At 66.7% G+C, this 12,523-nt stretch carries 14 protein-coding genes and 1 riboswitch; of the genes, 7 read left to right on the forward strand and 7 right to left on the reverse strand.

Features of this window, described 5'->3' with window-relative positions; all coding sequences use genetic code 11:
* Nucleotides 1-22: 22 nt before the first annotated feature.
* Nucleotides 23-889, reverse strand: coding sequence for a LysR family transcriptional regulator (locus HV793_RS04795; protein WP_054455868.1), 867 nt, complete (start codon nucleotides 887-889; stop codon nucleotides 23-25).
* Between the two features lie 150 nt (nucleotides 890-1,039).
* On the opposite strand from HV793_RS04795, the gene HV793_RS04800 reads away from it, so the two are divergent.
* From HV793_RS04800 to HV793_RS04815, 4 genes are read left to right on the forward strand one after another with little or no spacing between them, the layout of a single operon-like run.
* Nucleotides 1,040-1,471, forward strand: a complete 432-nt coding sequence (locus HV793_RS04800; protein ID WP_054455008.1) for a VOC family protein — start codon at nucleotides 1,040-1,042, stop codon at nucleotides 1,469-1,471.
* Nucleotides 1,472-1,495: 24 nt separating this feature from the next.
* Nucleotides 1,496-2,227 carry a 5-oxoprolinase subunit PxpB gene (pxpB, locus tag HV793_RS04805; protein ID WP_175212762.1) on the forward strand — a complete coding sequence of 244 codons (732 nt, stop codon included), beginning with the start codon at nucleotides 1,496-1,498 and terminating at the stop codon, nucleotides 2,225-2,227.
* Nucleotides 2,224-3,219 carry a 5-oxoprolinase subunit C family protein gene (locus HV793_RS04810; RefSeq protein ID WP_054455012.1) on the forward strand — a complete coding sequence of 332 codons (996 nt, stop codon included), beginning with the start codon at nucleotides 2,224-2,226 and terminating at the stop codon, nucleotides 3,217-3,219. Before pxpB ends, HV793_RS04810 begins: the two co-directional genes overlap by 4 nt.
* 13 nt (nucleotides 3,220-3,232) lie before the next feature.
* Nucleotides 3,233-4,000: a LamB/YcsF family protein gene (locus HV793_RS04815; RefSeq protein ID WP_054455014.1), complete on the forward strand. Its 768-nt coding sequence runs from the start codon at nucleotides 3,233-3,235 to the stop codon at nucleotides 3,998-4,000.
* A gap of 11 nt (nucleotides 4,001-4,011) precedes the next feature.
* Here the strand turns inward: HV793_RS04815 and HV793_RS04820 are convergent, their stop codons facing one another.
* Nucleotides 4,012-4,713, reverse strand: a complete 702-nt coding sequence (locus tag HV793_RS04820) for a GntR family transcriptional regulator (protein WP_175212763.1) — start codon at nucleotides 4,711-4,713, stop codon at nucleotides 4,012-4,014.
* Nucleotides 4,714-4,822: 109 nt separating this feature from the next.
* Nucleotides 4,823-5,461, reverse strand: a complete 639-nt coding sequence (locus HV793_RS04825) for a trimeric intracellular cation channel family protein (protein ID WP_054455018.1) — start codon at nucleotides 5,459-5,461, stop codon at nucleotides 4,823-4,825.
* Between the two features lie 222 nt (nucleotides 5,462-5,683).
* On the opposite strand from HV793_RS04825, the gene HV793_RS04830 reads away from it, so the two are divergent.
* On the forward strand, nucleotides 5,684-6,553 hold the full coding sequence (locus HV793_RS04830) for a universal stress protein (RefSeq protein WP_054455020.1): 870 nt from the start codon (nucleotides 5,684-5,686) through the stop codon (nucleotides 6,551-6,553).
* Nucleotides 6,554-6,613: 60 nt separating this feature from the next.
* Here HV793_RS04830 and HV793_RS04835 read toward each other — a convergent pair whose 3' ends face one another.
* The 4 genes from HV793_RS04835 to HV793_RS04850 form a co-directional block, all read right to left on the reverse strand.
* Entirely contained in the window at nucleotides 6,614-7,870 is a 1,257-nt protein-coding gene (locus HV793_RS04835) for a muropeptide transporter (protein ID WP_119452172.1), read from the reverse strand.
* A 104-nt stretch (nucleotides 7,871-7,974) separates the two neighbouring features.
* A complete protein-coding gene (metW, locus tag HV793_RS04840; protein ID WP_054455023.1) occupies nucleotides 7,975-8,589 on the reverse strand; it encodes a methionine biosynthesis protein MetW in 615 nt (204 codons plus the stop codon).
* Nucleotides 8,586-9,845 carry a homoserine O-succinyltransferase MetX gene (gene metX / locus HV793_RS04845; RefSeq protein ID WP_175161146.1) on the reverse strand — a complete coding sequence of 420 codons (1,260 nt, stop codon included), beginning with the start codon at nucleotides 9,843-9,845 and terminating at the stop codon, nucleotides 8,586-8,588. Before metX ends, metW begins: the two co-directional genes overlap by 4 nt.
* Nucleotides 9,835-9,916: riboswitch (SAM riboswitch) on the reverse strand. Its footprint overlaps the gene before it by 11 nt.
* Nucleotides 9,917-10,003: 87 nt before the next feature.
* Complete coding sequence (locus HV793_RS04850; protein WP_054455025.1) at nucleotides 10,004-10,759, reverse strand: GntR family transcriptional regulator; 756 nt, start codon at nucleotides 10,757-10,759, stop codon at nucleotides 10,004-10,006.
* A 186-nt stretch (nucleotides 10,760-10,945) separates the two neighbouring features.
* On the opposite strand from HV793_RS04850, the gene HV793_RS04855 reads away from it, so the two are divergent.
* Both HV793_RS04855 and HV793_RS04860 read left to right on the forward strand, forming a co-directional pair.
* A complete protein-coding gene (locus tag HV793_RS04855) occupies nucleotides 10,946-11,227 on the forward strand; it encodes a UxaA family hydrolase (RefSeq protein ID WP_042795507.1) in 282 nt (93 codons plus the stop codon).
* A 26-nt stretch (nucleotides 11,228-11,253) separates the two neighbouring features.
* Nucleotides 11,254-12,429: a UxaA family hydrolase gene (locus HV793_RS04860; RefSeq protein ID WP_054455027.1), complete on the forward strand. Its 1,176-nt coding sequence runs from the start codon at nucleotides 11,254-11,256 to the stop codon at nucleotides 12,427-12,429.
* The last annotated feature ends 94 nt before the right edge of the window (nucleotides 12,430-12,523 follow it).

The raw sequence follows: 12,523 nt of genomic DNA on the forward strand, positions 1-12,523 counted from the left end.
CATGCGCCGCCCGCCAAACGGCTCAAGACTCTGCCGCGGCGGCCGCCAGGCATTCCGCCATCTTCTCCTGCACGCTGCCGGCATCGAACGGCAGCCGGCCTATCAGGCCGATCTCGCGGTGGAACGCCGCCTCCCCCAGCGGCAACAGCCGCAAGCCGGTCATGTCCAGCCGCCGCAGCTGCGGCAACAGCGCCACGCCCAGCCCCAACCGCACCATGTTGGCGATGGCGTCGATCTCGTCCAGCTCCACAGCCTCGCGCACCGGGATGCGCTGCTTCTTCAGGAACAGGTCCACCACGCGCCCGCCGAATGACGCGCGGTCGTAGCGGATGAAGGGCTGGCTTGCCAGCAGTTCGCGCCAGGGCGCGATGGGCATGGAAGCGGGCATGGCCAGCATCACCGGTTCACGCAGCAGGGGCTGCCAGCCGAGTTCGGGCGGCAGAGCGAAGGGCGGCTTGATCAGCATGGCCATGTCCACCTCGCCCGCATCCACCTGCCCCAGGAGCGACAGCGACACGCCTGGCACGATGCGCACCCGCACATCCGGATAGACCGCGCGAAATCCGCCCAGCGCGCGCGCCAGCAGGTCCTGCTGCACCGACGCGATGGCGCCGATGCGCAGCAAGCCGCTGACATGGCCCGCCCCGCCAGCGGTAATCATCCGCTCGGCCATGGCGACCAGCTCTTCCGCCTGCGGCAGCACTTCGCGGCCGTGCGCATTCAGCACCGCGGCGCGCGCGCTACGGTCGAACAGCGGCCCGCCCAGGTAATCCTCCAGGCGCTTGATCTGGGCGCTGACGGCAGACTGGGTCAGGCCCAGCCGGGCGCCGGCGCCGGTAAAGGTGCCGTCCCGCGCCACGGCGATGAAGGTCTTGAACTCTTTGATCACGATCAATTATTTCGATGCTAAGTAGCAAAAAATATCGTTTTTCAATCAAAAAAACAATACCTAAACTACCCATCGATGCTAGGCCGTCCAAGCTTGCGATGGCCTGCAATCCGACTGATCATTTTTTCTTTGCCTGACCCGGAGCCTTCCATGACCGCTCAAACCAACCTGCCGCCGTTCCACCTCGCCTTCCCGGTCCGCGACCTGGCCGAAGCCCGCGCCTTCTATGGCGAAAAACTGGGCTGTCCGGAGGGCCGCAGCTCGCCCGAATGGATCGACTTCAACTTCTACGGCCACCAGATCGTCGCCCACCTGGCTCCCGGCGAATGCGGCCACAAGGCCACCAGCGCCGTGGACTCGCACAATGTGCCGGTGCGCCATTTCGGCGCGGTGCTTTCCATGGAACAATGGGAAGCGATGGCGAAGCGTCTGACCGACGCCGGCACCGAATTCGTCATCGAGCCCTACATCCGCTTCAAGGGTGAAGTGGGCGAACAAGCCACCATGTTCTTCCTGGATCCGTCGGGCAACGCGCTGGAATTCAAGGCGTTCAAGAACCTGGATTCCCTGTTCGCCAAGTAATCCGTCTCTACAGGTTTCGTGTCGTTGAACGCAAATTCAGAACCTCCTTCTCCGGCCGAAACCTCCTGGCGCATCCTGCCCCAGGGTGACCGCTGCCTGATCGTTTCCTTTGGCGACCAGATCGACGCCGATGTCGGCAGGACCTGTCTGGCCGCGGCCGGCAAGCTGCGCGACGCGCGGCTTGCCGGCGTGACCGATGTGGTGCCTTCCTTCGTCGCGGTGGCGGTGCATTACCGCCCCGGCGCCAGCGGCGGCCCCACCTACCCGCAACTGGCCGAGCGCATCGGACAACTATTGTCCGAAGGCATCGCCGCGGACGCCCTGGGCGGACGCGAGATCGACATCCCGGTCTGCTACGGCGGCGAACATGGCCCCGACCTCACCGAAGTGGCCGCCGCCGCCGGCCTCACTCCCGAAGGCGTCATCCAGCTGCACAGCCAGCCGCGCAGCATGGTCTTCATGCTGGGCTTCGCGCCCGGCCACGCCTATCTGGGCGTGCACGACGAAAAACTGAATATCCCGCGCCGCGCCTCGCCGCGCACCGCGGTGCCGCCCGGCGCCGTGGCGGTCGCCAACCGGCAGACCGTGATCTACCCGAACCGCCTGCCCGGCGGCTGGAACATCATCGGCGCCACGCCGCTCACCATGTTCGACCCGGCCCGCGAACCCGCCGCCCTGCTGCAACCCGGCGACTCGGTCCGCTTCGTGCCCATCAGCCCCGAGGACTTCAACCGCATCCGGGGAGCCCGGCCATGAGCGTGACCGTGATCAAGCCCGGCATGCTGTCCAGCTTCCAGGACCGCGGCCGCGAGGGCTACCAGCATCAGGGCATCCCCGCCGCGGGCGCCATGGACGAGCGCGCGCACCGGCTGGCCAACGCGCTGGCCGGCAATCAAGACGAACACGCCACGCTGGAAATAACCCTGACGGGTCCTACCCTGCGCTTTGACGCCGCGGCCTGCTTCGCGCTGGCTGGCGCCGACCTTGGCGCCACGCTCAACGGCCAGGACATTCCCGTCCACCGCCCGCTGGTGGCGCGGACGGGCGACACCTTGGCCTTCGGCGCCAGGCCGGCCGTGGGCGTGCGCGGCTATCTCGCGGTGCACGGCGGCTTTGCGCTGCCGCGCGTCATGGGCAGCGAAAGCACCTACCTGCGCAGCGGCTTCGGCGGCTTCCAGGGACGCGCGCTGGCCAAGGGCGACCAGGTGCCATTGCATGCGCCGCTGGCCGCTGGCCGCGACCTCGACGCCTTGCAGGAAGCGCTGTGGAACCAGCGCGTCTACCTGCCGGCGGCGCTGGGCGCCAAGCGCCGCGAGTTCATCCGTTTCCTGCCCGGCATGCACTGGGAGGAATTCTCCGAGGCCACCCGCCAGGCCTTTGGCGGCGGCGCGGAGTTCCGCATCAGCCCGCAGTCCGACCGCATGGGCTACCGCCTGTTGGGCCCCGCGCTGGCCATGAGCCAGCCGCGTCAGATGCTGTCGGAAGCCGCGTGTTTCGGCACCGTGCAGGTGCCTTCGGGCGGCGAGGCCATCATCCTCATGGCCGACCGGCAGACCACCGGCGGCTACCCCAAGATCGCGCAGATCGCCACGGTGGACCTGCCCGTCCTGGCGCAGTGCGCACCGGGCCAGACGCTGCGCTTCCAGCTGATCGAACTGGAAGAAGCGCAGCGCCTGGACGGCGAACGCGAGCGCGCCTTCACGCAATTGCAGGACGCGCTGGCGCCGTTGCGCGCGCTCCTCGCCTAGAAAGGAATTTGCCATGACCACCCGCATCGACATGAACTGCGACATGGGCGAAAGCTATGGCGCCTGGACCATGGGCAACGACGCCGCGGTGCTGCAGTTCGTCAGCTCCGCCAATATCGCCTGTGGCTTCCATGGCGGCGACCCGGCCACCATGCGCAAGACCGTGGCGGCCGCGCTGGCGCGCGGCGTGGCGCTGGGCGCGCACCCCAGCCTGCAGGATCTGGCCGGATTCGGACGCCGCGTCATCCAGATCAGCCCCGACGAAGCCTACGACATCGTGGTCTACCAGATCGGCGCCTTGGCCGGCGTGGCCGCCTCGCAAGGCGCGCGGCTGCACCATGTGAAAGCGCACGGCGCGCTTTACAACATGGCCGCCAAGGACGAAGGGCTGGCGCGCGCGATCTGCCAGGCGGTCAAGGACGTGGACGCCTCGCTGATCCTGTACGGACTGGCCGGCAGCAAACTGATCGACGCGGCCCGTTCCATCGGCCTGGCCGCCGCCAACGAGGTCTTCGCCGACCGCTCCTACCAGGACGACGGCTCGCTCACGCCGCGCAGCCGCGCTGGCGCGATGATCGAAGACCTGGATCAGGCGGTGGCGCAGGTGGTGCGCATGGTGCGCGAAGGCAAGGTGCGTTCGGTGGACGGCAAGGACGTGGCGGTGCAGGCCGACACGCTGTGCATCCATGGCGACCAGCCGAACGCGTTGATCTTCGCCGACGGCATCCGCAAGGCGCTGGAACAGGCCGGCATAGAAGTCCGCACCCCACCGAGGGAATAGGCGCGGCCGGCTCAGGCGCGTGCGTAGCGCGGCTGCGGTTCTTCCGCGTCCTGCAGCGCGGCATGGCGATACGCCTGCGCCACGCTGGGCAGCACGTCCGCCAGATAGCTGCGCGTCAGATTGGCAGCGCGCTCGACGTCGCGGCCGGCCAACGCTTCGATAACGCCGCTGGTGCAGGCCTGGATGCCGGTGAACGGCAGCGCCTGCCTGGCCAACAGGTAGCGCAACGGTTCGATCTGCTCGTAAAGCTTGCTGAGCATGCCCGCAAGCGGGGTATTGCCCGTGCTGCGGGCCGCAGCCAGATAGAACGCGCAGGCCGAGGCAATGGCGGCGCGTCCATCACCCGACGCCAATGCCGCCCCGATGGCGGCGTCATGAAGGCGCAGCTCAGCCAGCAGCGGCGCCTGGTCGGCCGCTTCCGCCGCCTGGCGGATGCAATAGGCCTCGAGTTCGGCGCGCAGTTGGTACAGATGACGGATCTGCGCCTCGGTGTACAGGGTGACCCTGAAACCCTTGCGCTGGATATGGGTGACCAGGCCGCTCAGCTCCAGCAGGCGCAGCGCTTCGCGGATCGGGCTGCGGCTGGTGCCGAAACGCTGCTCCAGCTCCTGTTCGCGCAGCGGCTGGCCGGGACGGATGGTGCCGTCCACGATCAATTCACGAATCTGTTCCTGCAGGAAATACGGAATCGTGGCGGGCGCTTTGACGTCCAATCGGCTCCCCTTGTACTGCGCAATGCATGGTATGAGACTTCGTGAAGATACTAGAAATCTCTTGAAACATAAATAAGAAAATTGTTGCAGAGCGCCCTGCCGCCCTGCTTCAGTCCCAGTCGTCCCGATACACGAACTTCGGCATCTGCCAATTGAAGCGCAGGGCCAGCAGGCGCACCGCCAGGCCCGCGGCCAGCGCGATCGGCACCGCGGCGTTGGCGGACAGGCCCAAGGCCTGCGAGCCCAGGTACAGCCCGCCGGTCACGAAGGACACGCTGGCATAGAGCTCCTTGCGGAACAGCAGCGGCACCTCGTTGCACAGCACATCGCGCAGCACCCCGCCGGCGCAGCCGGTGATCATGCCGCTGATCAGCACCACCGTGATCGGCAACTGCATCAGCTGCGCCACCTGGCAGCCGATGACCGTGAACGCCACCAGGCCCAGCGCATCGGCCAGCAGGAACAGGCTGCGCAGGCGCCGCATGACGGGCGCGATCAGGGCCGTAAAGATCGCCGCGCCCGCCGTCATCCACAGGTATTCGGGATGGACCACCCAGGTCAGCGGGTAATGACCCAGCAGCACGTCGCGCAGGGAACCGCCGCCCAGGGCCGTCACGCAGGCAATGATGCAGACGCCCATCCAGTCCATGTCGCGCCTGCCGGCCGAAAGCGCCGCGGTCATCGCTTCCGCCACGATGGCGACAAGATACAGCGTGTGCAGCAAGGCGGGAGACAGATCCGGAAACATGGGCAGGCAGGGAGTTGAACTGGCCCCATTGTATTAAGGCGGCGGGGTAGCGGACGGCCATTGCCTGCGCGCCCGCCATCCCTTACCCTCGACTTTGCGTTGATATCTATCAAGTCCCCTTCCGCGCAGCCGCGCGAGAATGGGGATAAGGCCCGCGAGGGCGGAACGGCTGGAGCGACGCACGCGGGAGTCGGCGGTCCAACCACAACCGGGAGAGAACGTATGACACAGCAAACTGGCCCCATCCTGTTGGCGACCGACCTGAGCGCGCGCGGCGACCGCGCCCTGGACCGCGCGCTGCAGCTGGCCAAGGAACTCAACACCAAGCTCATCGTCCTGCATGTCATGGAATCCCATGCCACGCCGGCTCGCCTGACCACGCCCGTGTGGCGGCGCCTGTCGACGGACCACAAGGCGCTGGCCGAGCGCGAGCTGGCCGAGGACCTGGCCGCCGCCGACGTGGCGACCGAAGTGGTGGTGGTCAGCGGCGATCCGCTGGTCCGCATCATGGAAACCGCCGACAGCTACGGCTGCTCGCTGATCGTCACCGGCACCGCGCGCGATGAAACCCTGGGCCGCCTGCTGCTGGGCACCACGGTCGAAAAGCTGGCCCGCCAGGCACGCCAGCCCGTACTGGTGGTCAAGACCCGTCCGCGCCGGCCCTACCGCGACGTGCTGGTCGCCACGGACTTCTCTGCCGGCTCGCGCCAGGCGCTGCGCGCCGCGCTGCACCTGGTGCCGAACGCGGACCTGACCTTGTTCCACTCCTACGACGTCCCCTTCCAGGGCAAGAACACGCCGGATGACGCCATCACGCGCAGCTTCTACAAGGCGGCCGAGCAGAGCGCCCAGGACTTCATCGCCGAAACGCCCGAACTCGCCCAGGTCGCCGCACCCAAGGTGGTGCTGGAATGCGGCCAGCCGGAAACCGTGCTGTCGGAATACTCCTTCAACCACCGTTCCGATCTGGTCGTGACGGGCACCCATGGCCGCACCGGCATCCTGCGCACCGCCATCGGCAGCGTGGCCGAACGGCTGCTGGAGTCGCTGCCCAGCGACGTGCTGATCGTCAGGTTGCTCGGCGAGGAATAAACCCCGGTCCGGCCATGAAAAAACGGCGCCTCGGCGCCGTTTTTTTTGGACCCGCCGGCTTCAAGCCGGGGCCTGATCGCCCTGCTTCTCCATGGTTTCTATCGTGCCGCGCAGCAGATGCAGCAGCACCAGGCCCGGCAACGCGATGGCCACGGTCAGCAGGAAGAAACCCGGCCAGCCCATGGCTTCCACCAGCGGCGGCGTGAGAGGGCCGGCCAGGTAGGTCCGGCCCACCGCCGACAGCGCCGACAGCAGCGCGAACTGGGTCGCCGAAAACTGCTGGCGGCACAACGCCATAAGCAGGCCAACGAAGGACGCCGTGCCCAGGCCGCCGCACAGGTTTTCGATCCCCACGCCCGCGGCCATCAGCCAGAGGTTCTTGGGACTGACGGCGATCAGCCAGTACGCCAGATTCGACACCGCCTGCAGCAGCCCGAACGCCATCAGCGACCGGTACAGGCCCCAGCGCGACATGAGCGACCCGCCCGCCAGTGCGCCGATGATGGTGGCGGCCAGCCCCAGCACCTTGTTCACCGTACCCACTTCCGTCGGCGTGAAGCCCGCGCCGCGGATCAGGAAGGTGGTGGACAAAGCCCCCGCGAACGCGTCGCCCAGCTTGTACAGCACGATCAGCAGCAACACCGCCAGCGCGCCGCGCCGCGTGAAGAATTCCCGCAAAGGCTCGCCCACGGCCTCGCGCAGCGTACGCGGCGGTCGGGCGACGTGCTCGGGTTCGGGCGCCCAGAAGGTCGCCAACGCGCACAACAGCATCAGCCCGCCCATCAGCACATAGGTATTGCCCCAGCCTATCCACTGGTCCGCCAGGATCAGCGCCAGCCCGCCCGACACGATCATCGCCAGCCGGTAGCCCATGACCTTGATGGCCGCGCCGGCGCCGCGCTCATCCTTGCGCAGCACGTCCGTGCAATAGGCGTCGAAAGCAATGTCCTGCGTGGCCGACAGAAACGCCACCAGCACGGCCAGCAGAGCCAGCGTCTGCAAGGCGGACGAAGGCGACAAGGCGCCCATCGCCATGATGGCCACGGCAAGCAGCAACTGCGTCAGCAGCATCCAGCCGCGCCGCCGCCCCAGCAAGGGCGGCGCATAGCGGTCCACCAAGGGAGCCCACAGGAACTTGAGGGTATAGGCGCTGCCCACCAGGGTCAGGAAACCGATCTGCTGCAGCGGCACGTTTTCCACCGTGGCCCAGGCCTGCAAGGTGCCGCTGGTCAGGGCCAGAGGCAATCCGCTGGCAAATCCCAGGACCAGCAAGGGGGCCACGCGGGGGCTGGTATAGACGTTGGATGCAGCGGTAATGACGGTCTCCTAAAACAACGCGCCAGCGCACCGCTGGCGGCCGCAGGCTTGCGGCATTTTAGGGCCTATGCGCCCGCGCCGCAGGCAGCAGGCGTGTCGGAATGTCAGGGCGACGCGAAGCGGTACACCGCCAGGGTGCTGCGCCAGCTGGGCAGCAGCTTGACCTCGCGTCCTTCGTTGAAGGTGGCGCGTTCCAGGATGGACAGGCGCAATTCGCCGGCCAGCTGCTCGAAGTCGCGCAGCGTGCACAAGTGAATGTTCGGCGTGTTGTACCACTGGTAGGGCATCTGGCCCGTCACCGGCATGCGGCCGCGCAGGATGGCCCAGCCGTGCGGCCAGTAACCGAAGTTGGGAAACGACACCACGCCGTAGCGCGCCACCCGTGCCATTTCGCGCAGGATGTGCTCGGTGCGATGCATCGATTGCAGGGTCTGCGACAGCACCACGGTATCGAACTGCTTGTCGTCGAACAGCGCCAGCCCGTCTTCCAGGTTCTGCTGGATCACTTCAACGCCGCGCCGCACGCAGGCGATGACGCAGTTGTCGTCCAGTTCCACGCCCGCGCCCCGCACCTGCCGGTGGTCGCGCAGATGCGCCAGCAGCGCGCCGTCACCGCAGCCCAGGTCCAGGACGCGGCTGCCGGGCTCGATCCAGCTGGCGATGCGCGCCAGGTCGGGCCGCAAGACGCTGTGCGCGGGTCGGGGAGTCACGGGAGTCATGCGGAACGTCCTTCGGTCTGGGCGGCAACGCCGAGCCCGAGCTCGCGCGCGATGCGTTCGTAATAGCCGCGAACCACGGCATGGTAGCGCGCGTCTTCCAGCAGGAAGGCGTCGTGGCCGTGCGGCGCGTCGATCTCGGCGTAGGTCACGGGGCTGGCGTTCTTCAGCAGCGCCCGCACGATTTCGCGCGAACGCTCCGGCGGGAAGCGCCAGTCGGTCGAGAACGACACCAGCAGGAAATCGGCCTTGGCCGGAGCCAGCGCGCGGGCCAAATCGCCGCCGGTGGTGCGCGCCGGGTCGAAGTAGTCCAGCGCGCGCGTAATCAGCAGATAGGTGTTGGCGTCGAAATAACGGGTGAATTTCTCACCCTGATAGCGCAGGTACGACTCCACCTCGAACTCGACGTCGTAGCCGTAGTGGTACGCGCCGTTCTCGGCCGGCGCGCGCTGGGCGCGGCCGAACTTCTCGGCCATGTCGTCGTCGGACAGGTAGGTGATGTGGCCAAGCATGCGCGCCACCGACAGGCCGCGGCGCGGCACGGTGTCCTGCGCGTAGTAGTCGCCGCCGTGGAAATCCGGATCGGTGATGATGGCGCGGCGCGCCACCTCGTTAAAGCCGATGTTCTGCGCCGACAGGCGCGGCGTGCTGGCGATGACCACGCAATTGGCCACGCGCTCGGGCAACGTAATGGCCCAGCTGAGCGCCTGCATGCCGCCCAGCGATCCGCCCATCACGGCGGCGAAACGTTCGATGCCGAAATGGTCCGCGACCCTGGCCTGCGCCCTTACCCAGTCCTCGACGGTCAGCACCGGAAAAGCGGCGCCCCAGGGCTTGCCGGTTTCCGGATTGATACTGGCAGGGCCGGTCGAGCCGAAGCAGGAGCCCAGGTTGTTGACGCCGATGACGAAGAAGACGTTGGTGTCCACCGCTTTGCCGGGCCCCACCATGTTGTCCCACCACCCCACGTCGCTGGGATTGTCGGCCGCCTGCCCCGCCACGTGGTGCGAAGCGTTCAGCGCGTGGCAGATCAGCACCGCGTTGCTGCGCTGGGCATTGAGCGTGCCGTAGGTTTCGACCGCCAGTTCGTAGGCAGCCAACGACTGGCCGCTCTGCAAGGACAGGGGCTCATCGAAACGGATGAAGGTGGGGGCAACGAGACCGACCGAACCGGGATCAGCGGAAGCGGAAGTCGTGACGGTTGCGGGTACGAACCCGCTGGCCGAATCACCGGCCAAATTTTGGGCAGGAGTGGTCATACGGACCTCTTTAGCTGGATTTATTGGAAGGCGCCCGCAAGCGGATCAGGCAAATCGGCGCCGAAAAATTTTGTACTGCGGCAGGAATTCTAGCACTGCTGACGCGCGCCGCAACGGCGGGCGGCCCATCCGGCCCGCCTGGCGCGCGCGGCGGCCATTCAGGCGCCAGCCTCCCAGGGCTCCTGGCCCAGGTACTCGTAGCGTTCGGTGTTGACGCGCGAGATGCGCCATTCCACCGCCTGCCGCTTGTAGGAAAACGCCACGCGGCGGATCTCCAGCAAGGGGCTGCCTTCGGCCACGCCCAGCGCCCGCGCCTGCGTGCGTTCGGCCACGCAGGTGCGCAGCCGCTCGTCGGTGGCGATCACATTGACGCCGAATACGTCCTGGTACAGCGCATACAGCGTGCTGGCGCGGTCGCGCAGGTGCGCTTCGGTCATGCCCGGAAAGCATGCTTCCGGCAGGCAGATCTCATCCATCATCACCACGTCGCCATTGAGCGACAACAGGTTGAGGAACTCGAACACCATGGCGCCAGCGGGCAGGTTCAGCTTCTCGCGCGCGATGGCCGAGGCCCGCACGCGGCGAAATCGCAGCAGCTCGGTCGCGGGATAGGACTTGTCGCCGTCCTGCCGCACGATGCGGAAGAACTTGAAGAAATGGTGGTTGCGCGTGTGCACGGCCACAAAGGTGCCGCGGCCCTGATGCCGCACCAGGATGTTCTCCGCAGCCAGTTCGTCGATGGCCTTGCGCAAGGTGCCGATGGAGACGCCGAAACGTTCCGCCAGCAGCTTCTCGGGCGGGATCGCCTCGCCCTGCTTCCATTCGCCCTGCGCCAGCGCGGCCAGCACGGCCTGCTTGACCTGCGCGTACAGAGGACTGCCCAAAGGCACGGTCGAGGACAGGCTGGTGTTCATGGGTGCATCGCAAAAATCAGGAGCCCACAGTGTAGCGGCGGGGAAGGAACCTGCTCAAGTCATACAATTCATATATATGATTTAGTTGACACGCACGAAGCGCGGTCCTAAGATTTCCTGGCCGTAGCGATCCGCGCCCTGCCGCCGCACCAGCCGGGCGCCCCCAAGCCCAAGAGAGGAAGACAAATGATTCACGCCGTATTGCACGATGCCAAGGACACGGTGGCGGTCGCCGTCGTGGAAGGAGTCACCGCCGGAACGGAACTGAACGCCTGGATCATGGATGAAGACAAGATCATCCACGTGCGCGCATCGCAGGACATCCCCATCGGACACAAGGTGGCGATGAAGGACATGGCCGTGGGCGACACCGTCTTCAAGTACGGCGTCGACATCGGCCGCGTGGTGGAGCCCATCAAGGCCGGCCAGCACGCCCATGTGCACAACATCAAGACCAAGCGCTGGTAAGCCCCCACCCCGCACAGGAATCCGCCATGTCCATCATCACCGCCTCGACCACCTTCCAGGGCTACCGCCGCGACAACGGCCGCGTCGGCGTCCGCAACCACGTCATCGTCCTGCCCGTGGACGATATTTCGAATGCCGCAGCCGAAGCCGTGGCCAACAACATCAAGGGCACGATGGCCCTGCCTCATCCCTATGGCCGACTGCAATTCGGCGAGGACCTGGAGCTGCACTTCCGCACCCTGATCGGCACCGGCTGCAATCCCAACGTCGCCGCAGTGGTGGTAATCGGTATCGAGGAAGGCTGGACCAAGCGCGTGGTGGACGGCATCGCCGCCACCGGCAAGCCGGTCATGGGCTTCAGCATCGAACTGCACGGCGACCACGACACCATCATGCGCGCCTCGCGCTGCGCCAAGGAATTCGTGCACTACGCCACGGCCCTGACGCGCAGCGAATGCCCCATCGCCGACCTGTGGGTGTCGACCAAATGCGGCGAATCCGACACCACCTCCGGCTGTGGCGCCAACCCCACCGTGGGCAACGCTTTCGACAAGCTGTACGCGCTGGGCTCCACGCTGGTCTTCGGTGAAACCTCGGAACTCACCGGCGGCGAACACATCGTGGCCGAGCGCTGCGCCAACGACGCGGTGCGCGAGCGCTTCATGTTCATGTTCAACCGCTACCAGGCCATGATCGACCGCTGGAAGACCAGCGACCTGTCCGAATCCCAGCCCACCAAGGGCAACATCGCGGGCGGACTGACCACCATCGAGGAAAAGGCGCTGGGCAACATCCAGAAGATCGGCAAGCAATGCCGCGTGGACGGCGTGATCGACAAGGCCGAGATCCCGGACGGCCCGGGCCTGTGGTTCATGGACTCGTCCTCCGCCGCGGCCGAAATGGTGACCTTGTGCGCGGCCTCGGGCTACGCCGTGCACTTCTTCCCCACCGGCCAGGGCAACGTCATCGGCAACCCGATACTGCCGGTCATCAAGATCTGCGCCAATCCGCGCACGGTGCGCACCATGTCCGAACACATCGACGTGGACACCAGCGGCCTGCTGCAGCGTGAAATCGACCTGAACCAGGCCGGCGACAAGCTGCTGGAATGCATGCTGGCCACCGCCAACGGCCGCTGGACCGCGGCCGAAGCGCTGGGCCACCGCGAATTCGTCCTGACCCGCATCTTCGAAAGCGCTTAATCGCGCCTGTCGTCCCTGGCAACGGCGCGTCCGCAAGCAGGATTGCGGACGCGCCGTCCTGCCGCCAGCATTTCCCCGCAGCATCGTCTCAGAA

Origin of the sequence: Achromobacter aegrifaciens (assembly GCF_902859965.1) — a bacterium.
Taxonomy (GTDB): domain Bacteria; phylum Pseudomonadota; class Gammaproteobacteria; order Burkholderiales; family Burkholderiaceae_B; genus Achromobacter; species Achromobacter aegrifaciens.

Excerpts from the sequence above, each read along its gene's own strand:
- HV793_RS04800 (WP_054455008.1), top strand. The coding sequence starts at position 1,040 with ATGACCGCTCAAACCAACCTGCCGCCGTTCCACCTCGCCTTCCCGGTC.
- HV793_RS04810 (WP_054455012.1), top strand. The coding sequence starts at position 2,224 with ATGAGCGTGACCGTGATCAAGCCCGGCATGCTGTCCAGCTTCCAGGAC.
- HV793_RS04815 (WP_054455014.1), top strand. The coding sequence starts at position 3,233 with ATGACCACCCGCATCGACATGAACTGCGACATGGGCGAAAGCTATGGC.
- HV793_RS04825 (WP_054455018.1), bottom strand. The coding sequence starts at position 5,461 with ATGTTTCCGGATCTGTCTCCCGCCTTGCTGCACACGCTGTATCTTGTC.
- HV793_RS04830 (WP_054455020.1), top strand. The coding sequence starts at position 5,684 with ATGACACAGCAAACTGGCCCCATCCTGTTGGCGACCGACCTGAGCGCG.
- metW (WP_054455023.1), bottom strand. The coding sequence starts at position 8,589 with ATGACTCCCGTGACTCCCCGACCCGCGCACAGCGTCTTGCGGCCCGAC.
- metX (WP_175161146.1), bottom strand. The coding sequence starts at position 9,845 with ATGACCACTCCTGCCCAAAATTTGGCCGGTGATTCGGCCAGCGGGTTC.
- HV793_RS04850 (WP_054455025.1), bottom strand. The coding sequence starts at position 10,759 with ATGAACACCAGCCTGTCCTCGACCGTGCCTTTGGGCAGTCCTCTGTAC.
- HV793_RS04855 (WP_042795507.1), top strand. The coding sequence starts at position 10,946 with ATGATTCACGCCGTATTGCACGATGCCAAGGACACGGTGGCGGTCGCC.
- HV793_RS04860 (WP_054455027.1), top strand. The coding sequence starts at position 11,254 with ATGTCCATCATCACCGCCTCGACCACCTTCCAGGGCTACCGCCGCGAC.